Raw genomic sequence first — 22,405 nt, 5'->3', positions numbered from 1 at the left:
ATCGGCGTATGGCGCATATCGACGGACGCGAGCGGGCAGAATCGCGCTGCCCGCTCGCGCAGCTGCTACACCAGGACCTGGAACAGAACGGCGAAGAGAACAATATTAGCCAGAACGATGGCCCAGCCGTTGTAGAGCATATATTTCAAATGCGTGGACTGCGCCAGCCCCATCTGTCCAAACATATCCGACGACGGGAACGGACCAAACCAGTCAACCTGCGATGATGCCAGCAGCACGGCGGTTGTCCCCTGCGGCGGGACGCCTGCCGCCATCAGCATCGGGCCGAAGATTTTATGGGTAAAAGTCATCTGCGCTACCGCCGCGCCGGGGACATGGCCAATAATATTAAAAGCAAAAATACTAAAGCACAGCCAGGCGGGAGAGATCCCCTCGAGCAGCGGCTGGGTGTAGTCCAGCAGCCCCTGGTAAGCGTGCAGCCCGTCCATCAGTTCAAGAATCGGGTTATAGAGCCAGTACAGCAGGAACATCCACACCAGCCGACCGCAGCCGTGATACAGCGCCTGCAGGATCTGCGTTGGCCGCAGCCCCCCGACCAGGCCAGTAATCAGCGCCACCAGCAGCATCACGATAATAGCGAAGCTAAAGCCGGCCTTAATAACCACCCCCACCACCGCCATCACGATAATCGTTGCCGCAAAGGCCAGCGCGCTCAGCTTTCTGCGGCGGGCAAGAGTCGGATTATTCTCATCCTGCGGCTGCTCAGCAAGGTTAACCTCATAGCGAAGCTTGCCCTCGGTCATTTTCTGGATACGCCCCGCCATGACCCAGCCGGCCAGCAGCGTGACGGCGCTCATCGGCAGACCGACGTAGAGTAAATAGTCCGGATAGCTCAGGCCTCCGAGCTTAAGAATAGTCACCGTACTCGGGGTAAAGGGGCCGGTAAACAGCCCGATAGAACCGGCGGTCATCATCAGCGCGGCCACCGTGGGCGGCGTCAGGCGCACCGCTGCGGCGATGGGAATAATCACCGCGACGATAATGGCGTTACCGCCGGCCATGGTGCCCAGGGCGCCGCAAATCAGAATCGAGGAGGCGACAATACCAAATTTCACCCGCGTCTGGCTGGAGAGCCCTATGCGATGAACCACGAATTTCACCAGCTCTACCGCCGCGCCGGTGCGGGTAGCCACCTCCCCCACCCCGGCGCCGAGCATAATGATGAGCCCGACGGTGGCAATAAAAGAGCCGGTCGATTTCGCCAGCATCGTGCCCATTTCCGGCAGCCCGGTAGAGGTCATGATCATCGCAATAATAATTGATGAAATAACCGCCAGCACGATATCCACGCCAATAAGCGACAGCACGGCTAATGCTACCAGCGGGGTAAAGCTGAGAAGTCCCAGCTCTGCGCTGGGGCGGCCATGACACCAAAAGGCGATCAGTAAAAATAGCCCCGACAGCAGGCCAATAACGATATTTTTTCTGGTAATAGTTCTTCGGGTAACAGGATTACCGGAGAGCGTTGAGTCACTCATACAACTCCTTGATGCCAATAAAACCAACCGCTATTTCAGGTCAGCGCATTTGGGCCAGCTCAGAAAATATCCCCCTCGTTATAATTGTTGGCGCGAAGGCCTGAGGGTTTGCGTAGGGACAACAGGTATTGTTCTGAGAATCGGATTTTCCGCCTGCCGGCGGGGCAAAAAGCGCAATAAGTAAACAGAACGCTGATTGTGAATTGAATTTATGTTAATTTATTGTTATTAGAAAATGAATTTTTATCTGGCCCCTATAACCCTGAGTTAACCCCTGATGAAACTGCGTCACCTGGAAATCTTCCACGCCGTGATGACCTGCGGCACCCTTTCACGAGCAGCGGAGTCGCTGAATATCTCTCAACCGGCGGCCAGTAAGGCGCTCAAAAACGCCGAAATGAAGCTGGGTTTTAAACTCTTTCAGCGCGTTCGCGGCAAGCTGCTGCCGAGCAGCGAAGCGCTGACGCTGTTCGAGAAGGCGCAGAATATCTACCAGGATCTGGATAATCTGCGCCTGCTTGCCGACAACCTGGCGCGCGACCCGCGGGCAAAAATTAGCCTCGGCTGTTTACCCAGCCTCGGGCTGAGCCTGGTGCCGGAAATGGTGACCGACTTCTATCAGCAAAACGCGAATCTGGTGATGACCCTGACCACGGAACATACTGAGACATTGGTCAAGAAACTGGATCTGCGCGAGATCGATCTGGCGCTGACGCTCCAGCCGGTTCAGCAGGGCGAAATCATCACCACCACCATTGCCGAAGTGCCGCTGGTCTACATCGATCGTGACTACCGCCAGGGCGTGGTGGCGATTGATGAGATAGACCAGCAGCGCTGGATCTCTCCCGGCCCCCACTCGCTGTCGGCCGCCATTGCTACCCGTCGCGACTTCTCGACGACCCGCCTCAACGTTCAGACCTATTACATGGCCACTGAATTTGTTAAACGCGGCATGGGCTGCAGCATTACCGATATTTTTTCCGCGCGTCATAACCTGACCCCGACGATGATCCACCCTATTTCGCCGCCGATGACGATCCCTCTCTGCTTGCTGCGTCGGGCGGATGTTTCCCTGAGTCCGATTGCGCATAAATTTGTCGATTTTATCTGCCGGCAGCTGCGTAAACAGCTGCAGGAAATTAACCTGGGGTTATACCCTGAAAATAAAAAGTCAATTGCGCCGCAGGGGTAAATGCTTTGACATAACGCCATTGCATTTATCAGCGGTGGATATCTCAGGTTATGAAAAAGCGCATTGTTATTATCGGTGGCGGCGTTATCGGGCTGGCGACAGCCTACGTATTCATTAAGCGCGGCCACGAGGTCCAGCTGCTGGAGCGCAATGCGACCCCCGGCCTGGCGACGAGCTTTGCTAACGGCGGCCAGCTTAGCTACCGCTACGTCGCGCCGCTGGCCGACCGCGGCGTGCCGCTACAGGGAATAAAGTGGATGGGCAGGAGCGACTCGCCGCTCAATATGCGCCTGCGGATGTCCCCAGACCAGTGGCGCTGGCTGCTGCAGTTCCTGCGCGCTTGCAACAGCCGGACCAATAAGGTTAACGGCGATCATATTCTTCGCCTGTCGCTGCTCAGCCGTCAGGTTATGCAGGCGTGGTTGAATGAGGATAATCTGAGCGACTTTCACTGGCGAAGCTGCGGGAAATTAGTCGTCCATCGCCGGGAGTACGATCTGAATAAAGCGGAAACAGGGATCAATCCGCAATATCAGCGCTCCCTGAGCGGAGCCGAGTGTATCGAACTTGAACCCGCGCTCAAGCATATCCGCGCCTCGCTCTGCGGCGGTATTTATTCGCCCGGCGACGAAACCGCTGACTGCCATCAGTTTTGCCTGGCGCTGCTGGAGAAACTCAACGCCAGCGCCGGCTTTACCCTCACTGGCGACTGTGACGTTCGCCGTCTGAATAAAAAAGGCGGTCGTATTCAATCGGCGGAAACCAGCCGGGGAACGATTGTCGGCGATGATTTTGTGGTTGCCGCCGGCAATGGCAGCAGCCCGTTACTGGCTGGCACCGGAATTCACGTGCCGCTTTGCGGCCTGAAAGGCTACAGCCTGACGCTGCCCTATCCGGCCCAGGCCGGGATCGCGCCGGATATCAGCGTCACCGACTATGGGCACAAAATTGTCTATGCCCGCCTCGGAGAGCAGCTGCGTATCGCCGCGATGGTTGATATCGGCTACGACGGTGACGGACTGCGTCCTGAGCGTATTGCGGCGTTGAAAAAAATTGTGGCCGGCAGCTTCCCCGAGCTCCAGGGCATTGAGGATGCGCAGGCCTGGAGCGGTATGCGCCCTTCTACGCCAGCCGGCCCTCCGCTGCTGGGACGCGCCGGCTACCAAAACCTGTGGATGAACCTTGGCCAGGGCAGCCTGGGTTTCACCCTCGCCGCCGGCAGCGCGGCGGTGCTCGGCGCCCTGCTCGATAGCGAAAACCCCGCCATCGCTTTAGATGGCCTGACATGGAAAAAATCAGCATGAACATTATCCGTAACAATCCGCAGCCGCGTCTTTCCGCCAGCGTCGAATATGGCAACCTGATCTTTTTATCGGGGCAAACGCCGAAAAGCAGCGAGGAGGATATTATGCAGCAGACGCGGGAAGTTTTAGAGAAAATCGACGCTCTGCTGGCGGCAGCCGGTAGCGACAACGGGCACATTCTTTCCGCGCAGGTGTGGCTGAAAAATATGGCCCGCGATTTTGCCGGTTTTAACGAAGCCTGGGTTGCCTGGCTGCCGGAAGGCCACAGCCCGGCGCGCGCGGCCGTCCAGGCAGAGATGGCGCGCCCGGATATTCTCGTCGAAGTGATGGTCACTGCCGTAAAAGCCTGATCCTGAAAATGAAAAGAAAAAAGGCCGCATCAGCGGCCTTTTTAGTTAGTTCAGATTATTTGTCTCTGGGCGAAGCGTTTTCGACGCGGCTTTTAAGTTTCTGGCCGGGTCTGAAGGTCACCACGCGCCGGGCTGTAATCGGAATATCTTCCCCCGTTTTCGGGTTACGACCCGGGCGCTGGTTTTTATCACGCAAATCGAAGTTGCCGAACCCGGAGAGTTTTACCTGTTCTCCGTTTTCCAAAGCACGACGAACCTCTTCGAAAAACAACTCTACCAGTTCTTTGGCATCCCGCTTGCTAAGCCCAAGCTTATCAAACAGATATTCTGACATTTCAGCTTTTGTAAGCGCCATAGGTTCAATCCCTCAATGAGGCCTGGAATCGCTCTTTTAATGCCTCTACACATTTGGCGACGGTAGCGGCAATCTCCTCTTCTTCGAGTGTACGGCTGGTATCCTGAAGGATTAGGCTGATTGCAAGGCTCTTACTGCCTTCTGCAACGCCTTTACCGCGGTACACGTCAAATAAGTTTACGCCAACTACCTGATTTACGCCAACTTTCTTACACTCGGTCAAAACATCAGCTGCGGGTACGTTTTCAGCGACGACGACGGCGATGTCGCGACGGTTAGCCGGGAAACGAGAAATCTCGCGCGCCTGAGGCACCACGCGGTCTGCAAGCTTGTTCCACTCCAGCTCAAACGCCAAAGTGCGACCGTTCAGATCCAGTTTACGTTCCAGCTCAGGATGAACAACCCCAATGAAACCAATGCGTTCACCTTTCAGATAAATCGCTGCCGACTGTCCCGGATGTAGCGCGGCGTTCGCTTCTGCGCGGAATTCGATGGCGGATAATTTACCGGTCAGGTCGAGAACGGACTCCAGATCGCCTTTTAAATCATAGAAATCGACGGACTCTTTTGCCAGGTTCCAGTGCTCATCAACGCGATTGCCGCAAATTACGCCGGCCAGCATCACGTCCTGACGGATCCCCAGCGGAGCCTCGGTATCAGGAACAAAGCGTAAACCGCTCTCAAAGATGCGCACGCGGCTCTGCTGACGATTCTGGTTATACACCACGGTGCCCAGCAGGCCGGTCAGCAGCGACAGGCGCATCGCCGACATTTCGCTGGAGATTGGGCTTGGCAGGATCAGCGCCTCTTCACCCGGGTGAATCAGCTGCTGTACTTTCGGGTCAACGAAGCTATAGGTAATAACTTCCTGATAGCCTTTGTCGATGAGCAGGGTTTTCACGCGCTTAAGCGACAGGTTCGCCTCGCGGTGGGTGCCCATAATCAGGCCAGCCTGGACCGGTTCGTCAGGAATGTTGTTATAGCCGTATACGCGGGCAACTTCTTCAACCAGATCTTCTTCGATCGCAATATCAAAACGCCAGCTCGGCGCGACGGCCTGCCACTGGCCTTCGCCCGCGGTCACTTCACAACCCAGGCGGCTAAGAATATCGCTGACCTGAGCATCATCAATGTGATGGCCAATCAGGCGATCCAGCTTGCTACGGCGCAGGGTAATAGTTGCCGCCTTCGGCAGGGTCGCATCGTTGGTCACGTCGATCACCGGGCCGGCTTCGCCGCCGCAGATATCGATCAGCAGGCGGGTTGCACGCTCCAGGGCCTTGTGCTGCAGCGCCGGGTCGACCCCACGCTCATAGCGGTGGGAGGCATCGGTGTGCAGGCCGTGACGGCGCGCGCGACCGGTGATAGACAGCGGGCTGAAGAATGCGCACTCCAGCAGCACGTTCTGCGTTTCGTCGTTCACGCCGGAGTGCTCGCCGCCAAAGATGCCGCCCATCGCCAGCGCCTTCTGGTGGTCTGCGATAACCAGGGTGTCAGCGTCGAGCCTGGCTTCGGAACCATCCAGCAGCACCAGCGTTTCGCCCTCTTTCGCCATCCGCACCACGATGCCGCCTTCGATGCGATCGCGGTCAAAGGCGTGCATCGGCTGGCCGAGCTCGAGGAGAACGTAGTTGGTGACATCCACCACCGCGTCGATAGAGCGGATGCCGCAGCGGCGCAGCTTCTCTTTCATCCACAGCGGAGTGGGCGCTTTAACGTTGATGCCTTTAACAACGCGTCCCAGGTAGCGCGGGCACGCGTCCGGCGCCTCAACGGTGATCGGCAGCGTATCGGCAATCGTCGCCGCAACCGGCGTGATTTCCGGCGCGTTCAGCGGCTCTTTATTCAGTACCGCCACGTCGCGAGCGACGCCGATGATACCTAAACAGTCGGCACGGTTCGGCGTCACGCTGATTTCGATGGTGTTGTCGTCAAACTTCAGATATTCACGGATATCGGTACCAATCGGCGCATCTGCCGGCAGTTCGATAATTCCGCTGTGATCGTCGGAAACACCCAGCTCGGAAAACGAACACAGCATCCCTTCGGAAGGCTCGCCGCGCAGTTTTGCCGCTTTAATTTTGAAGTCGCCCGGCAGTACGGCGCCGATAGTAGCAACCGCAACCTTCAGACCCTGGCGGCAGTTCGGCGCGCCGCACACGATATCCAGCAGGCGTTCGCCGCCGACGTTAATTTTGGTCACCCGCAGCTTGTCAGCGTTCGGGTGCTGGCCGCACTCGACGACTTCACCGACGACGACGCCGTTAAAGCTGCCGGCAACCGGCTCAACGCCGTCAACTTCGAGGCCGGCCATCGTAATCTGATTCGCCAGGGCTTCGCTGTCGATCGCCGGATTAACCCATTCGCGTAACCACAGTTCACTGAATTTCATTGTTCTGTCCTGCCCTTATTTAAACTGTTTGAGGAAACGCAGATCGTTTTCGAAGAACGCGCGTAGGTCGGTTACGCCATAGCGCAGCATGGTCAGACGCTCCATGCCCATACCAAAGGCGAAGCCGGAATAGACTTCCGGGTCGATGCCGACATTGCGCAGAACGTTCGGGTGCACCATGCCGCAGCCGAGCACTTCCAGCCACTTGCCGTTTTTACCCATGACGTCAACTTCAGCAGAGGGTTCGGTAAACGGGAAGTAGGACGGACGGAAACGAATTTGCAGATCTTCTTCAAAGAAGTTACGCAGGAAGTCGTGCAGCGTCCCTTTCAGGTTGGTGAAGTTAATGTTCTTATCAACAATCAGACCTTCCATCTGATGGAACATCGGGGTATGGGTCTGATCGTAATCGTTACGATAAACGCGGCCAGGGGCGATAATACGAATCGGCGGCTGCTGATGTTCCATGGTACGGATCTGTACGCCGGAAGTCTGGGTACGCAGCAGGCGAGTGGCATCAAACCAGAAGGTATCGTGGTCAGCGCGCGCCGGGTGGTGGCCCGGGATATTCAGCGCATCGAAGTTATGATAGTCATCTTCGATCTCCGGACCGGTTGCCACCGTAAAGCCGAGCTCGCCGAAGAAGTTTTCGATGCGGTCAATAGTGCGGGTAACCGGATGCAGGCCGCCGTTTTCGACCCGACGCCCCGGCAGCGAGACGTCAATGGTCTCAGCGGCCAGACGCGCATTCAGCGCGGCGCCTTCCAGATCGGCTTTACGCGCGTTGAGCGCCTGCTGGACCTGCTCTTTGGCTTCGTTGATCACCGCGCCTGCAGCCGGGCGCTCTTCTGGCGGCAGCTCACGCAGGGTCGTCATCTGAAGGGTCAGATGCCCTTTCTTTCCCAGGTATTCCACGCGGACGTTGTCCAGCGCGGCAACATCTGATGCCTCATTAATGGCTGCCTTCGCACTGGCAACCAGCTCTGCGAGATGTGACATGGTTTTCCTCATTATGTCGGTGCAGACACCGGTTATGGTCATTATTTTGCTCTGACTATTTCGAGTCGCAGGCAGCGGGTAAAGCCGTTATCCAGCACGAAGATTCCGGCGGGATGACGCGCATTAAGCCACGCACCTGCAGCTTGAAATAGAACGAGCCAGTTCATATACGAAAAAAGCCTCCACGGTGGGAGGCTTTCTGGCGCTGTTTTTCGTTTCTTTTCTCACGCGCTAGCCTCCTGAGTTCAGGTGCTAAAGTAAAAAAAGAAGCGGAAAATAGCAGCATTCATGCTTGCATTACCTTGTCTGGCACGAAACGTAAGACCTGTATTGAAAAGCTTACAGCAATAAAAGTCAATGTATTGATAGAGTTGAAACAAAAAGAGGGAGACAAGCTCCCTCTTTCAACTGGCTTATGCCAGAGCTGCTTTCGCTTTTTCGACCAGAGCGGTGAACGCTAATTTGTCGAATACTGCGATGTCAGCCAGGATCTTACGGTCGATTTCAACAGAGGCTTTTTTCAGGCCGTTGATGAATTTGCTGTAAGAAATACCGTTCTGACGTGCTGCTGCGTTGATACGCGCAATCCACAGTTGACGGAACTGACGCTTTTTCTGACGACGGTCACGATAAGCGTACTGACCTGCTTTGATAACAGCCTGGAAGGCAACGCGGTATACGCGAGAACGCGCACCGTAGTAGCCTTTAGCTTGTTTCAAAATTTTCTTGTGACGTGCACGGGCAACTACACCACGTTTTACGCGAGCCATATGTGCTCTCCTGTATCTATTCTAATTAAAAAGTTAAAAGGGTTAACGACTTATGCGTACGGCAGGCACGCGATTACCAGGCCCAGATCGCCTTTGGAAACCATGGCTTTCGGACGCAGGTGACGTTTACGCTTGGTAGCTTTTTTGGTCAGAATGTGACGCAGGTTAGCGTGCTTGTGCTTAAAACCACCTTTACCGGTTTTTTTGAAGCGCTTAGCAGCACCGCGTACGGTCTTAATTTTTGGCATTTTAATAACTTCCACTTCGCATTGTTAATAAACGAAACGTAGGCGAACAGTCCCTGCGAAGCCCAGAGGCTCCACAGGAATTGCTACTTGAAGGCCTTACTGTTTCTTCTTCGGAGCGAGCACCATGATCATCTGGCGGCCTTCGATCTTCGATGGGAAGGATTCGACCACTGCCAGTTCACTCAGATCGTCACGGACGCGGTTAAGCACTTCCATACCGATCTGCTGGTGAGCCATCTCACGACCGCGGAAACGCAGCGTGATCTTAGCTTTATCACCCTCTTCCAGAAAGCGAACCAGGCTGCGGAGTTTTACCTGGTAGTCGCCATCATCGGTACCAGGTCGGAATTTAATTTCCTTAACCTGGATAACTTTTTGTTTTTTCTTCTGTTCCTTAGAAGACTTACTCTTTTCATAGAGGAATTTGCCGTAATCCATGATACGACAAACCGGCGGCTCGGCGTTAGGGCTGATTTCGACTAAGTCTACTCCGGCTTCTTCAGCTTTTTCCAGAGCTTCTCTCAGACTCACAATACCAAGCTGCTCGCCTTCCAGACCTGTTAAGCGAACTTCTTGCGCGCGAATTTCGCCATTAATACGATTCGGACGCGCCGTTTGAACTCGTTTTCCGCCTTTAATACCTTATTCCTCCAGTTGTTGAAGACTGCGGCTGCGAATCTCTTGTTGCAGCTTTTCGATCACTTCATTTACGTCCATGCTGCCGAGGTCTTTCCCGCGACGGGTACGCACGGCTACTTTACCGGCTTCGACTTCTTTGTCGCCACAGACCAACATGTACGGGACACGACGTAAAGTGTGCTCGCGGATTTTAAAGCCAATCTTCTCATTTCTCAAGTCCGCTTTTACACGAATTCCCGCATTTTGTAGTTTACGCGTCAATTCGTTAACGTAATCGGCCTGAGAATCAGTAATATTCATGACCACTACCTGCACTGGCGCAAGCCAGGTTGGGAAGAAGCCGGCGAACTCTTCGGTCAGGATGCCAATAAAGCGCTCCAGAGAACCAAGGATAGCACGGTGAATCATTACCGGTACCTGTCGCTCGTTGCTTTCGCCTACATAAGAGGCGCTTAAACGCTGCGGCAGAGAGAAGTCCAGCTGTACCGTTCCGCACTGCCATGCACGATCGAGGCAGTCATACAAAGTAAATTCAATTTTTGGACCGTAGAACGCGCCTTCACCCAGCTGATACTCAAATGGGATATTGTTTTCTTCCAGCGCGACTGCCAGATCCGCCTCAGCACGATCCCAGGCCTCGTCGCTTCCGATACGTTTTTCCGGACGAGTTGAGAGTTTGACGACGATTTTTTCGAAGCCAAAGGTGCTGTACATATCGTAGACCATACGAATACAGGCGTTAACTTCATCACGCACCTGCTCTTCAGTACAGAAAATATGCGCGTCATCCTGAGTAAAGCCACGAACGCGCATCAGGCCATGCAGCGCGCCTGACGGCTCGTTACGATGGCAGCTACCGAACTCCGCCATACGCAGCGGCAGATCGCGGTAGGATTTCAGGCCCTGATTAAAGATCTGCACGTGACCCGGGCAGTTCATCGGCTTGATGCAGTACTCACGGTTCTCAGAAGAGGTGGTGAACATCGCATCTTTGTAGTTGTCCCAGTGGCCGGTTTTTTCCCACAGCACACGGTCCATCATAAACGGGCCTTTGACTTCCTGATACTGGTACTCTTTCAGCTTAGAGCGGACGAAAGTTTCCAGTTCACGGAAGATAGTCCAGCCATCGTTGTGCCAGAATACCATACCCGGCGCTTCTTCCTGCATATGATACAGGTCAAGCTGCTTACCGATCTTACGGTGGTCACGCTTAGATGCTTCTTCCAGGCGCAGCAGATGGGCGTTGAGCGCCTTTTTATCCGCCCACGCGGTGCCATAAATACGTTGCAGCATCTTATTGTTGCTATCGCCACGCCAGTAGGCGCCAGCGGTTTTCATCAGTTTGAAATGATGACAGAAACGCATGTTCGGCACGTGCGGCCCACGGCACATGTCGACGTACTCTTCATGATGATACAAGCCGGGCTTGTCATCATGAGCAATATTCTCATCAAGGATCGACACTTTATAGGTCTCGCCGCGCTGCACGAAGGTTTCACGCGCTTCATGCCAGCTGACTTTTTTCTTGATGACGTCGTAGTTTTTCTCGGCAAGCTCGTGCATACGTTTTTCGAGCGCGTCGAGGTCTTCCTGGGTCAGCGTACGATCGATATCAACGTCATAATAGAAGCCGTTATCGATAACCGGGCCGATAGCCATTTTGGTGTTCGGCCACAGCTGCTTAATCGCATGACCTAACAGATGCGCGCAGGAGTGACGAATAATCTCCAGGCCGTCTTCATCTTTAGCGGTGATGATAGAGAGCGTTGCATCGTTTTCGATGGGATCGCAGGCATCAACCAGCTCGCCGTTCACACGGCCAGCGATGGTGGCTTTCGCCAGGCCAGGGCCGATATCGAGGGCAACGTCAAGCGGGCTAACCGCGTGGTCAAACTGCCGTTGGCTGCCATCAGGAAGCGTAATTACAGGCATTTCATGTCCTTATTTGCAGTGGTGCCCCACACGAAAGAGCACATACAAAACAATATAATCATAATTATCAACAAGTTCAGACCGAGCTCCCGCTTCACTCTGCGAAAATATGAGCACGAGGGTAACCCCACCGTTCTCACCTGCAGCCGCCTGCTGATAACACCGGGCTTTAGTTTACACATCATTAGTGCGTGATAAAAGTCACAACCCACTAAATGGCTGCTATTAATGATAAAACAAGGAGGAAGAGGCGAAAGATCGCCAGGAACGACGGGCTGAGATAAAAAGGACAAAAATAAGCGCCCGCGCCGTATTGCTTACGTGCGGTAGGGGGTAGCGGGCAAAATCGAAACGCGGAGCCAAACATATGCCTGTCAAACCGGTACATCTTTACCCGGCTTTATATTTCTCAAAATATAAGAGACAGCCCGACGGACGAATGAAATATCAGGACCATTCGCCGGCAACGAGTTTATGGACATTAAAAGCATCGCCCATTGTCTGACCCGTGGACTGCGATCCCGGGGCAATATTAGAGCCTGCTTCAACGTCGGTCGCTTTAGCAATGCCGACCTGGGTATGGTCCTTGCTGCCTGGCTGTGGGACTGGATTAGCGGCTAAGGCGCCGAACGATAGCGCGCACAGCATCACGGCCGCAGTTGCGATTTTGCTATTTTTCATAGTGATGATTCTCTTATTTACGTAAGGATTTCGAGCAAAGATATCCTCTCTGCCTGTGACGGATAGTATAGATCCAGATCACATTTTTGTCCGACTAAATATTTAGCTATTCGTGTCAAAAAAGTTAAATATTTATCAAGATAATCAATTATGAGGAAATTATGGAGGTTATTTTCTTTTTATAAAAAACAAAACAAAAGACCAAAAATAATAATGTCACTTATTGCTAAATTTAAAACAATCAGGCCGGAATAACCGGCCTGAAAATATTACATCTTATAGCCGAGCGACAGCGTCGTACGACGGTCGGTGTGCTCCGGCGCCGATGACGGCGGCTGGGAGTTCCAGGTCACGTTATAGGCAACACGCAGCGCAAAGTGGGCGTTGATAGCGACGTTGAGCGCACTTTCTGAGTTGAGCGTGGTATCTTCGGAACCGAACACGGAAACGCCCTGGGTGAATTTGGCGTTATCGGTCATCTGCCATGCCCAGGTGCCTGAGGCGTAGCCCAGCGGCTGAGTCTCATTATCGCCATCGGTATATTCGTCGTAGCGCACGCCAGGACCAAATTCAAAACGCAGGCTGTGCACCGGCCCGTTGAGAATCTGACGACCGTAACCGGCGGTCAGCACATCGCGCTGCTGGTAACCGTTATAGCGGTCGGTCAGCCAGCTGGCCTGGCCGAACAGGTAGTTGCTGTCGGTCATGTTATAACGGCTACGGCCGCCGACCGCGTACTTCTCGGAAGAGCGCTGGTCGTTAGACGAGGTGTTGCTGGCGTTGCCCCACAGCGACCATGCTGTCGTATTGCCATACCAGGTGAGCGTAGAATCCGCGGTCATTGAGGAACTTTTCGTATTTCCGGACTGCGCCAGATAGCCGGCGTTAACAGCACCTTCGAAAGGTTTTTTGGCAGTGGAAGGGTCATCCATAACAGTAAAAACGGAATCGTCGGCCATTGCGCACGCAGACGCAAATAGCCCCCCCGCCAGCATAGCCGCTGCGGGTACTGTCTTCAAAAGCTTCATTTAATTTAGAGTCCGTACAACAAAAAGAGAGACCCAGATGGTCCCGGAAACTTTCGCGAGGATCGCTGCTGCTGGTCCAATGAAAGGCGGTAAATTATAAAAAAGCACGATTAACATAGCAATCAATTACTCTTTCATTTTTTGAATAAGAAGGCCCTCAGAACTATCTTTATTTTATAATGAAAATAGCCTCTTCCCGACAAATCCCCGCCGCGTATGCTTTCCCTTAGCAATAAGAAGTGCCATGCTTAAAAAAAGAACAGCCGACTCGTATCATGGAGGAAATTTGATGACCAAAATTTATACGCTTACTCTGGCTCCTTCGCTCGACAGCGCCACCCAGACCCCGCAGATCTATCCGGAAGGTAAACTACGCTGCAGCGCACCGGTTTTCGAACCCGGGGGCGGCGGCATTAACGTCGCCCGCGCAATTACCTTTCTCGGCGGCCACGCCACGGCAATTTTCCCCGCCGGCGGCGCAACCGGGGAACATCTCACCGCCCTGCTTGCCGATGAGCAGGTCCCCGTAGAAACCGTCGAGACCGGCGACTGGACGCGGCAAAATCTGCACGTCCACGTTGATTCCAGCGGCGAACAGTATCGCTTCGTGATGCCCGGCGCGGCGCTAACCCAGCAGGAGTTCCGCCTTCTCGAGGAGAAGGTGCTGGCGATTGAGCCCGGCTCGCTGCTGGTGATCAGCGGCAGCCTGCCGCCGGGAATCGATATTGAAAATCTGACCCAACTGGTAAAAAAAGCACAGCAGCACCAGCTGCGCTGCATTATCGACAGCTCCGGAGAAGCGCTCGCGGCCGCGCTTGAGGTGGGCAACATTGAGCTCGTCAAACCTAACCAAAAAGAGCTGAGCGCGCTCGTCCAGCGCGATCTGAGCCAGCCGAACGACGTTCGACAGGCGGCACAGGAGCTGATCCGCTCGGGCAAAGCCCGAAGAGTCGTCGTCTCCCTCGGCCCACAGGGGGCGCTGGGTGTCGATAGCAGCGGCAGCGTGCAGGTTGTCCCACCGCCGATGAAAAGCCAAAGCACCGTCGGCGCAGGCGACAGCATGGTGGGTGCGATGACCCTGCGCCTCGCCGAAGATGCCGGACTCGAGGACATGGTGCGCTTTGGCGTCGCGGCGGGCAGCGCCGCTACCGTCAATCAGGGCACCCGCCTCTGCTCGCAGGAGAACACACATAAAATTTACGCCTATTTGTGCGATCGCTAATCCCTTCCCTCTGCTCAGGCAGAGGGAGTCGCCAAATAACCAGCATGGTCTATGCTGAAAATTCCATGGATAACAACGGGGTGAAAAATGAGCGCCGAAATTCAAACCCATGTCGTGACGATCCGTTTTCACGAAGAGACGCTTACCGAGATTAACGAGCTAAGCAATCACCTTACCCGCGCGGGCTTCACCCTTGTACTGAATGACGACGAGGGAAAACCTCACGAGCTGGGAACCAACACCTTTGGCCTGGTTTCCCCGCAAAGCGCGCAAGAGGTGCAGGATCTGAGCGCGGGATTAGCGGAAACGGCGCTGGGGCGGCCTGCTGAAGTCACGGTAACCACATTTTCTCAGTGGCTGAAAGCTCAATAAGTGCGATTGGCGCGGTGGAAAGCGTCAGTTGTGCGTCAGTTCGAATTTTACGCCGAGGTTATGCGCTAACCTTATGAAATGGTGGAAAACATGGGGAGAGACGGCATGTGGCAGGCTATCAGCAATTTGTTAAGCGAGTGGCATACTGAAGCAGCTGAAATCGAACTGCGAAACGAACTGCCCGGCGGAGAAATCCACGCAGCATGGCACCTGCGCTTCGGTGGGAAGGACTACTTCGTGAAATGTGACGAACGTGAGCTACTGCCTATCTTTACCGCCGAGGCGGATCAGCTCGAGCTGCTGTCGCGGAGTAAAACCGTTCACGTACCGCAGGTGTTTGCCGTCGGCAGCGACCGCGACTACAGCTTTATGGTGATGGAGTATTTGCCCCCTCGCCCGCTCGACGCGCATAACGCTTTTCTGCTCGGTCAGCAAATCGCGCATCTGCATCAGTGGAGCGATCAGCCGCAGTTTGGGCTCGATTTTGATAATGACCTTTCCACGACACCCCAGCCCAACGCCTGGCAACGCCGCTGGTCGACATTTTTTGCCGAGCAGCGCATCGGCTGGCAGCTTGAGCTGGCGGCAGAGAAAGGACTGCATTTCGGCGATATCGATACCATTGTTGAGTACGTGCAGCAGCGCCTCAGCGGCCATCAGCCCCAGGCCTCTTTGCTGCACGGCGATCTCTGGTCCGGCAACTGCGCGCTGGGGCCGAACGGACCTTATATCTTCGATCCGGCCTGCTACTGGGGAGACCGAGAGTGCGACCTCGCCATGCTGCCGCTGCATCCTGAGCAGCCGCCGCAAATATACGACGGCTATCAGTCGGTCTCACCTTTGCCGTCCGGGTTCCTCGATCGCCAGCCTATTTACCAGCTCTATACGCTCTTCAACCGGGCAATCTTGTTCGGCGGTCAGCACCTCGTGACGGCGCAAAAAGCGCTCGACGATGTGTTCGCAGAGGAGGCCCCGTAAGGGGCCTTATTGACGGCGGTTAGTCGATCTCAACGCCTTTAAGACGGAACTTAATGGTCATCGTCACGCCGGTACCCGGTTTGCCGGGCTCGTAGCGCCACTTACGCAGGGCGCTTTTCACTTCACGCTCAAACATATTCGCCGGCTGCGCGGAAAGGATCTCGACATTGTCCAGGCGGCCGTCCGGCGTGACGTCAAACTTCACGCGCACCACACCTTCAATACGCAGCGCCTGGGCGCGAGTCGGATAAGTTGGCTGGTTACGGCTGAGCGCCCGCGGGCCGCTCGGTGCGGTAACCGTTGGCTTCGCGGCGGCCGTGGATGTGGATGGCGGCGTACGCGCTGGCGCAGTGTTGGTATTTTCAAACGGCGATGCCGGACGCGTTTCCGCAGGCTTAACCTCACGCTTCGGCTGCTCGATCTTTTTCTCCGGCTTCGGCTTCGGTTTTGGCTTCGGCTTGGGTTTCGGCTCAGGCTTATGAATCACTACCGGCGCTTCCTTCGGCGGCTCTGGCACGACTTCAGGTTCGGGTTCTGGCTCCGGCTCAACAACCGGTTCCACGACCGGCTGTGCGGCCTGAGGAGGCTCGAGATCCGCAGGAGCCACCATGGTTATCTCGATCGGTTGGGAGGGAGATGGCCGTTCAATAACCTGATGTACCGAGGTATAAAGCAACCCCGCCACAACGGCACCGTGGATAGTCACGGACAGCAGCGTCGGCCACGGGAAGCGGCGAGGTAAATCAATGGTCATTGCGCTCATAGTCGTTTCAGTTGAAAAATGATGCCCCGATTTTAAATGCAAATAGCAATCATATTCAATAAGCCTTATTGGCTTGCATCAAAATTTGCCGTCTTTCCGCTAAAAAAAAGCCCGGTAGCGGGCATTTTAACCCGCTGAGCATCTTTGCATTGCAGTCAAGGCCGGATTCACTTAACGTGATTCGCCCATTTATTGATAAGGAGCCTTGCCGTGCTTTACGTAATCTACGCTGAAGATATCGCCGATTCTCTGGAAAAGCGGTCGTCAGTCCGTCCCGCCCACCTGGCGCGTTTACAACTGCTACATGATGAAGGTCGTCTGCTGACCGCCGGGCCAATGCCTGCCGTAGACAGCAATGAACCTGGCGCTGCGGGGTTCACCGGTTCAACGGTTATTGCCGAGTTTGAATCACTGGAAGCCGCGCAGTCATGGGCGAACGACGACCCTTATATTGCTGCCGGGGTGTACCAGAACGTCGCGGTGAAGCCTTACAAAAAGGTATTTTAGGGCCAGCCGTCGTCAAAAACACAGAGGCACCGCATGCGGTGCCTTTTATTTCAGTACTCAGTGAAGACGAACAACAGGGAATGACGCTGTCGTTTCACCAGCTCCTTGCGGATGGCGAGGATGCGCATATTGCGGCGCGATTGGGCCTCCAGCCAGCGTGACTTACGGCGGCTCACCTGTCTTAGCATGCGCCAGCGCCCTACTTCCGTTCTACTACGCTTCATTGCTACTACTCTACAAGTGAAAAACAGCCTGCATTATAGGCCTATGAATCTGGCTGACCAACGCTTTCGCTGCGTTTTTATTTGCCAGATGGATGTTGATGCGTAAACTCATAAAATAGAGTCATTCAAAAGGATTTTTCATCTATGACAACCTTTTACACGGTGGTGAACTGGCTAGTCATCCTCGGTTACTGGTTACTTATCGCCGGTGTAACATTACGCATATTGATGAAACGGCGCGCCGTCCCTTCAGCAATGGCATGGTTGCTGGTTATTTATATTCTTCCTCTGGTCGGAATTATTGCCTATCTCTCGTTTGGTGAACTCCATCTCGGCAAGCGCCGGGCCGAACGGGCGCGGGCAATGTGGCCCTCCACCGCCAAGTGGCTCAACGATCTCAAGGCCTGCAAGCATATCTTTGCCGACGATAATAGTCCGGTCGCCGAATCGCTGTTTCAACTCTGCGAGCGCCGCCAGGGGATCGCCGGCGTCAAGGGCAATCAGCTGCAGCTGCTCACCGAGTCTGACGACGTCATGCAGGCGCTGATCCGCGATATTCAGCTGGCTCGCCACAATATCGAGATGGTGTTTTATATCTGGCAGCCCGGCGGGATGGCCGATAAGGTTGCAGAATCGCTAATGGCCGCCGCCCGACGCGGCGTGCACTGCCGCTTAATGCTGGACTCCGCAGGCAGCGTCGCCTTCTTCCGCAGCCCGTGGGCAGCGATGATGCGCAACGCCGGCATCGAGGTGGTCGAAGCGCTGAAGGTTAATCTGATGCGCGTATTTTTGCGCCGGATGGATCTGCGTCAGCACCGCAAAATGGTCATGATTGATAACTATATTGCCTATACCGGCAGTATGAATATGGTGGACCCGCGCTTCTTTAAGCAGGATTCCGGCGTTGGCCAGTGGATCGATCTAATGGCGCGCATGGAGGGCCCGGTCGCCACGGCGATGGGTATCGTTTACTCCTGCGACTGGGAAATCGAGACCGGTAAACGGATCCTGCCGCCGCCGCCGGACCTCAATATTATGCCGTTTGAGGAGGCCAGCGGACATACCATCCATACCATCGCCTCGGGCCCAGGCTTCCCGGAAGATTTGATTCACCAGGCGCTGCTGACCGCCGCCTATTCCGCCAAAGAACATCTGATCATGACCACCCCCTACTTCGTGCCCAGCGACGATTTGCTGCACGCTATCTGCACCGCCGCCCAGCGCGGGGTTGATGTCAGCATCATTTTGCCACGCAAAAATGACTCGCTGCTCGTCGGCTGGGCCAGCCGGGCCTTCTTTACCGAGCTGCTGGCAGCCGGGGTGAAAATTTATCAGTTTGAAGGCGGGCTGCTGCACACTAAAAGCGTGCTGGTCGACGGCGAGCTGAGCCTGGTGGGGACCGTCAATCTCGATATGCGCAGCCTGTGGCTCAATTTCGAGATTACGCTGGTGATTGATGACGCCGGTTTTGGCAGCGATCTGGCGGCGGTCCAGGATGATTATATCTCCCGCTCGCGCCTGCTCGACGCCCGCCTATGGTTAAAACGTCCGCTCTGGCAGCGGATAGCGGAGCGACTGTTTTACTTCTTCAGTCCGTTGCTGTAAAACGTGCCAATCAGATGTTAAACGGGTAGCTATCATGGATATGGATTTAAACAATCGCCTGACCGAAGATGAAACGCTTGAGCAGGCTTACGATATCTTTCTCGAGCTGGCGGTCGACAACCTCGACCCGGCGGATGTCATTCTGTTTAACCTGCAGTTTGAAGAGCGCGGCGGCGCCGAGCTCTTTGACCCGGCTGAAGACTGGGAAGAGCACGTTGATTTCGATCTCAACCCGGATTTCTTCGCCGAGGTGGTGATTGGTCTTGCCGACACCGACGGTGGCGAAATCAACGATATCTTCGCCCGCGTCCTGCTGTGCCGCGAGAAAGATCACAAGCTGTGCCATATTTTGTGGCGTGAATAAGATTTTATTCCGGCCTCTGCTGGCCTGAAAAATGCCTGCCCGTTTAACGACCGGCAGGCATTTTTATTTACCCGTCCGCCTGCTGCGCAAGCGCACTCCCGCAGGCGTTGCAGTACCGCGCGTTTTTATCATGAGGCCCGTGCTGACAGTTCTGGCAGATCCGCTGGCTGCGGCGATTCTGAAAGGCGGTGGTCATATGGGTCGTAATCAGCCCGGTTGGGATGGCGATAATGGAATAGCCGATTAATATCAGCACCGATGCCAGTATTCTTCCCAGCGGCGTGTGCGGCGTAATATCGCCATAACCTACCGTGGTGATCGTCACGATAGCCCAGTACACCGAAGCATTAAGCGTGGTGAATCCGTACTGCGGCCCCTCAATCAGATACATTAGCGAGCCGAAAATCACCATCACAATGGCAATAAATGAGTAAAACAGTATCAGTTGATGGCGGGCGCTGACGATAGCAGCCCAGAAGATATTCAACGACGGCATAAAGCGCAGCAGCTTGAGAATACGCAAGGCTCGGATCGCACGCATCGCGCGCCAGGCAAAGACGTAATTAATGCTTATTTCCGGCCATAGCCACATCACGTACAGCGGCAAAATCGTCGCTAAATCAATCAGCCCCCAGAAGCTGAAAATATACCTGAGCGGATTGGGCCAGCTAACGATGCGCAGGATATATTCGAGAGTAAAAACGATGGTAACAAACAGCTCCAGCCAGATGAAAATATGCCATTCATCAACGGTCAGGTGGTACTGAGTTCCCAGACCCGACTCGACAAAAATAACCACCACGCTGAGGAGTGCAAAAACGCCGCACAGCCCTTCAAAGCGGCGCCCGGATCGCTGATGCTGATCGAAGAGCACATGAAATAGCCGCTGACGGGCGGCATGAATATTGACAGCCACGTTAACCTCACAAAAAAAAGGGCTGACCAGCGTCAGCCCCGGAGATTATAACGGGTCTACCTTCAGGCAGGAAACCGCATGACGGAAACTTCCTTCCAGCACCGGCCGCGTTTTGGCACATTCCGGCCCGGCAAGAGGACAGCGCGTGCGGAAAACGCATCCCGACGGCGGATTAATCGGCGAAGGGAGCTCACCTTCCAGCAGCTGGATGGTTTTATTTTTTTCCAGATCCGGGTCGGGAACCGGCACCGCAGACATCAGCGCTTTGGTATAAGGATGCAGCGGGTTGTGGTACACCTCATCGTAGGTGCCCAGCTCCACCGCGTGCCCGAGGTACATCACCAGCACGCGATCGGAGATGTGCTTCACCACCGCCAGGTCATGGGCGATAAAGATCAGCGACAGACCCATTTCGCGCTGCAGCTGCTGCAGCAGGTTGACCACCTGGGCCTGAATCGACACGTCCAGCGCCGACACCGGTTCATCGCAGATAATCAGCTTGGGCTCAAGGATCAGCGCGCGGGCAATACCGATACGCTGGCACTGGCCGCCGGAAAACTCGTGCGGATAGCGGTTAATCAGGTTGGGCAGCAGGCCAACCTTCATCATCATCGCCTTCACCCGATCGCGAGCTTCCTGGCGCGTCATTTTCGGATGATAGGTGCGCAGCGGCTCGGCAATAATCTCGCCGATGGTCATGCGCGGGTTCAGCGACGCCAGCGGATCCTGGAAAATCATCTGAATATCGCTGCGCACGTCACGCCACTCATCCGGCTTCATGCCCAGCAAATCTTTGCCAAGCCACGCTACCCTGCCCTCGGTCGCTTTCACCAGGCCAATAATCGCGCGGGCAAAGGTCGATTTACCGCAGCCGGACTCGCCCACCACGCCCAGCGTTTCGCCTTCATACAGACGCAGCGTTACGCCATCAACCGCCTTCAGCGTTTTAGACGGCTGCCAAAACCACTGCTTGCCATCTTTAATATCAAAGTGGACTTTTAGATCGGCGATTTCGAGCAGGACTTTTCTTTGTTCAGTCACGGCGTTCATAGCAGATCTCCCACCGGTTGAAAGCAGGCACGCAGGCGGCCAGGGGCAAACTCCTCCAGAGGCGGAGCGCTATTACAAATCTCCATCGCATGCGGACAGCGCGGCTGGAACGGACAGCCCTTCGGCAAGCGCAGCAGGTTCGGCGGATTGCCAGGGATGGTTAACAGCGCATCACCTTCGGCGTCCAGGCGCGGAACCGCATTCAGCAGGCCGATAGAGTACGGATGCGACGGATGATAAAAGACATCGCGCGCGTGACCGTACTCCATGGTGCGGCCGGCGTACATCACCAAAACTTTGTCACAGATCCCGGCGACCACGCCCAGATCGTGAGTAATCATAACGATCGCCGTATTGAATTCGCGTTTAAGTTCATTCAGCAGGGTCATAATCTGCGCCTGCACCGTCACGTCCAGCGCCGTCGTCGGCTCATCAGCGATCAGCAACTTTGGCCGGCACAACAGCGCCATAGCGATCATCACGCGCTGCCGCATCCCGCCAGAAAACTCATGCGGATACATTTTCATCCGCTTGCGCGCTTCCGGCATCTTGACCGCATCCAGCATCTTCACTGATTCTTCAAAGGCCTCGGCTTTCCCCAGCCCTTTGTGCAGCATCAGAACCTCCATCAGCTGCTCGCCGACCCGCATATACGGGTTCAGGGAGGTCATCGGGTCCTGGAAAATCATCGAAATCTGCTCGGCGCGCAGCTTATTCAGCTCACGTTCCGGCAGGTTAAGGATCTGCCGACCGTTAAAGGTCGCCGAGCCGCCGATATAGCCGTTGGCTGCCAGCAGCCCCATCAGCGCAAAGGCGGTCTGCGACTTACCGGAGCCCGACTCACCCACAATGCCTAACGTTTCCCCGGCCCGCAGGTTAAAGTTGAGGTCGTTTACCGCGGTGACGTCGCCATCCGGCGTTTTAAAGGTCACGCGGAGATCTTTAACATCCAGCAGCAGCCCGGATTGTTGCTGCGCCTGCGGCGCTTTTGCCGTTTCAATTATGCTCATGACGG

General features: G+C 55.0%; 25 protein-coding genes and 1 other annotated feature. Of the genes, 9 read left to right on the top strand and 16 right to left on the bottom strand.

Going from position 1 to position 22,405, the window contains the following annotated elements; all coding sequences use genetic code 11:
* Positions 1–65: 65 nt before the first annotated feature.
* Positions 66–1,499: a gluconate:proton symporter gene (locus M2416_RS07350; RefSeq protein WP_259222978.1), complete on the bottom strand. Its 1,434-nt coding sequence runs from the start codon at positions 1,497–1,499 to the stop codon at positions 66–68.
* A 277-nt stretch (positions 1,500–1,776) separates the two neighbouring features.
* Here M2416_RS07350 and admX point away from each other — a divergent pair, with 277 nt between their 5' ends.
* The 3 genes from admX to M2416_RS07335 are packed head-to-tail and all read left to right on the top strand — an operon-like array spanning position 1,777 to position 4,345.
* On the top strand, positions 1,777–2,691 hold the full coding sequence (gene admX / locus M2416_RS07345; RefSeq protein WP_041146050.1) for an HTH-type transcriptional regulator AdmX: 915 nt from the start codon (positions 1,777–1,779) through the stop codon (positions 2,689–2,691).
* A 38-nt stretch (positions 2,692–2,729) separates the two neighbouring features.
* On the top strand, positions 2,730–3,995 hold the full coding sequence (locus tag M2416_RS07340) for a D-amino acid dehydrogenase (RefSeq protein ID WP_259223954.1): 1,266 nt from the start codon (positions 2,730–2,732) through the stop codon (positions 3,993–3,995).
* Complete coding sequence (locus tag M2416_RS07335; RefSeq protein WP_123551559.1) at positions 3,992–4,345, top strand: RidA family protein; 354 nt, start codon at positions 3,992–3,994, stop codon at positions 4,343–4,345. Before M2416_RS07340 ends, M2416_RS07335 begins: the two co-directional genes overlap by 4 nt.
* A gap of 55 nt (positions 4,346–4,400) precedes the next feature.
* On the opposite strand, the gene ihfA is transcribed toward M2416_RS07335, so the two are convergent.
* From ihfA to M2416_RS07285, 10 genes are all read right to left on the bottom strand, one after another.
* Positions 4,401–4,700 (bottom strand): integration host factor subunit alpha, encoded by a 300-nt coding sequence (gene ihfA, locus M2416_RS07330; protein WP_004102960.1) that lies wholly within the window; start codon positions 4,698–4,700, stop codon positions 4,401–4,403.
* A gap of 4 nt (positions 4,701–4,704) precedes the next feature.
* Positions 4,705–7,092 carry a phenylalanine--tRNA ligase subunit beta gene (gene pheT, locus M2416_RS07325; protein ID WP_259222976.1) on the bottom strand — a complete coding sequence of 796 codons (2,388 nt, stop codon included), beginning with the start codon at positions 7,090–7,092 and terminating at the stop codon, positions 4,705–4,707.
* 15 nt (positions 7,093–7,107) lie between these two features.
* A complete protein-coding gene (gene pheS / locus M2416_RS07320) occupies positions 7,108–8,091 on the bottom strand; it encodes a phenylalanine--tRNA ligase subunit alpha (RefSeq protein ID WP_041146054.1) in 984 nt (327 codons plus the stop codon).
* Positions 8,092–8,260: 169 nt separating this feature from the next.
* Positions 8,261–8,386, bottom strand: a sequence feature (Phe leader region).
* Positions 8,337–8,381, bottom strand: a complete 45-nt coding sequence (gene pheM / locus M2416_RS07315) for a pheST operon leader peptide PheM (protein WP_001386830.1) — start codon at positions 8,379–8,381, stop codon at positions 8,337–8,339. Its footprint overlaps the feature before it by 45 nt.
* A 118-nt stretch (positions 8,387–8,504) precedes the next feature.
* Positions 8,505–8,861: a 50S ribosomal protein L20 gene (gene rplT, locus M2416_RS07310; protein WP_004102963.1), complete on the bottom strand. Its 357-nt coding sequence runs from the start codon at positions 8,859–8,861 to the stop codon at positions 8,505–8,507.
* Between the two features lie 50 nt (positions 8,862–8,911).
* The gene (rpmI, locus tag M2416_RS07305; protein ID WP_001124225.1) at positions 8,912–9,109 is read right to left on the bottom strand and encodes a 50S ribosomal protein L35; all 198 of its coding nucleotides are present in this window, start codon (positions 9,107–9,109) and stop codon (positions 8,912–8,914) included.
* Positions 9,110–9,205: 96 nt separating this feature from the next.
* A complete protein-coding gene (gene infC / locus M2416_RS07300) occupies positions 9,206–9,748 on the bottom strand; it encodes a translation initiation factor IF-3 (protein ID WP_049267827.1) in 543 nt (180 codons plus the stop codon).
* Between the two features lie 3 nt (positions 9,749–9,751).
* A complete protein-coding gene (thrS, locus tag M2416_RS07295) occupies positions 9,752–11,680 on the bottom strand; it encodes a threonine--tRNA ligase (RefSeq protein ID WP_259222974.1) in 1,929 nt (642 codons plus the stop codon).
* A gap of 447 nt (positions 11,681–12,127) precedes the next feature.
* Entirely contained in the window at positions 12,128–12,361 is a 234-nt protein-coding gene (locus M2416_RS07290; RefSeq protein ID WP_041146056.1) for a YdgH/BhsA/McbA family protein, read from the bottom strand.
* Between the two features lie 269 nt (positions 12,362–12,630).
* Positions 12,631–13,389, bottom strand: a complete 759-nt coding sequence (locus M2416_RS07285; protein ID WP_076947649.1) for a DUF481 domain-containing protein — start codon at positions 13,387–13,389, stop codon at positions 12,631–12,633.
* A gap of 289 nt (positions 13,390–13,678) precedes the next feature.
* Here M2416_RS07285 and pfkB point away from each other — a divergent pair, with 289 nt between their 5' ends.
* From pfkB to M2416_RS07270, 3 genes are all read left to right on the top strand, one after another.
* Positions 13,679–14,611 (top strand): 6-phosphofructokinase II, encoded by a 933-nt coding sequence (gene pfkB, locus M2416_RS07280; protein WP_041146058.1) that lies wholly within the window; start codon positions 13,679–13,681, stop codon positions 14,609–14,611.
* A gap of 87 nt (positions 14,612–14,698) precedes the next feature.
* Positions 14,699–14,983 carry a type V toxin-antitoxin system endoribonuclease antitoxin GhoS gene (gene ghoS / locus M2416_RS07275; protein WP_041146059.1) on the top strand — a complete coding sequence of 95 codons (285 nt, stop codon included), beginning with the start codon at positions 14,699–14,701 and terminating at the stop codon, positions 14,981–14,983.
* A 105-nt stretch (positions 14,984–15,088) separates the two neighbouring features.
* Positions 15,089–15,961 carry a fructosamine kinase family protein gene (locus M2416_RS07270; RefSeq protein WP_041146060.1) on the top strand — a complete coding sequence of 291 codons (873 nt, stop codon included), beginning with the start codon at positions 15,089–15,091 and terminating at the stop codon, positions 15,959–15,961.
* Between the two features lie 19 nt (positions 15,962–15,980).
* On the opposite strand, the gene tonB is transcribed toward M2416_RS07270, so the two are convergent.
* Entirely contained in the window at positions 15,981–16,724 is a 744-nt protein-coding gene (gene tonB / locus M2416_RS07265; protein WP_076947650.1) for a TonB system transport protein TonB, read from the bottom strand.
* 210 nt (positions 16,725–16,934) lie between these two features.
* Here tonB and M2416_RS07260 point away from each other — a divergent pair, with 210 nt between their 5' ends.
* On the top strand, positions 16,935–17,231 hold the full coding sequence (locus tag M2416_RS07260; RefSeq protein ID WP_041146062.1) for a YciI family protein: 297 nt from the start codon (positions 16,935–16,937) through the stop codon (positions 17,229–17,231).
* A gap of 50 nt (positions 17,232–17,281) precedes the next feature.
* On the opposite strand, the gene M2416_RS07255 is transcribed toward M2416_RS07260, so the two are convergent.
* Positions 17,282–17,455 carry a YciY family protein gene (locus M2416_RS07255; protein WP_095102028.1) on the bottom strand — a complete coding sequence of 58 codons (174 nt, stop codon included), beginning with the start codon at positions 17,453–17,455 and terminating at the stop codon, positions 17,282–17,284.
* 144 nt (positions 17,456–17,599) lie between these two features.
* Here M2416_RS07255 and cls point away from each other — a divergent pair, with 144 nt between their 5' ends.
* Complete coding sequence (gene cls / locus M2416_RS07250; RefSeq protein ID WP_076947651.1) at positions 17,600–19,060, top strand: cardiolipin synthase; 1,461 nt, start codon at positions 17,600–17,602, stop codon at positions 19,058–19,060.
* Between the two features lie 34 nt (positions 19,061–19,094).
* The gene (locus tag M2416_RS07245) at positions 19,095–19,424 is read left to right on the top strand and encodes an HI1450 family dsDNA-mimic protein (RefSeq protein WP_041146064.1); all 330 of its coding nucleotides are present in this window, start codon (positions 19,095–19,097) and stop codon (positions 19,422–19,424) included.
* Between the two features lie 67 nt (positions 19,425–19,491).
* Here M2416_RS07245 and M2416_RS07240 read toward each other — a convergent pair whose 3' ends face one another.
* The 3 genes from M2416_RS07240 to oppD are packed head-to-tail and all read right to left on the bottom strand — an operon-like array spanning position 19,492 to position 22,400.
* The gene (locus M2416_RS07240) at positions 19,492–20,340 is read right to left on the bottom strand and encodes an ion transporter (protein WP_259222962.1); all 849 of its coding nucleotides are present in this window, start codon (positions 20,338–20,340) and stop codon (positions 19,492–19,494) included.
* 45 nt (positions 20,341–20,385) lie between these two features.
* Positions 20,386–21,390, bottom strand: a complete 1,005-nt coding sequence (gene oppF / locus M2416_RS07235) for a murein tripeptide/oligopeptide ABC transporter ATP-binding protein OppF (RefSeq protein ID WP_041146066.1) — start codon at positions 21,388–21,390, stop codon at positions 20,386–20,388.
* Positions 21,387–22,400 (bottom strand): ABC transporter ATP-binding protein, encoded by a 1,014-nt coding sequence (gene oppD, locus M2416_RS07230; protein WP_259222959.1) that lies wholly within the window; start codon positions 22,398–22,400, stop codon positions 21,387–21,389. The genes oppF and oppD overlap by 4 nt, the downstream gene beginning before the upstream one ends.
* Positions 22,401–22,405 lie beyond the last annotated feature (5 nt).

The organism is Klebsiella sp. BIGb0132, from assembly GCF_024810075.1.
In the GTDB taxonomy this organism is placed as follows: Bacteria; Pseudomonadota; Gammaproteobacteria; order Enterobacterales; family Enterobacteriaceae; genus Klebsiella; species Klebsiella terrigena.
Note: the sequence above shows the minus strand (reverse complement) of the source record. Positions and strands in the feature narration are given on the sequence as shown.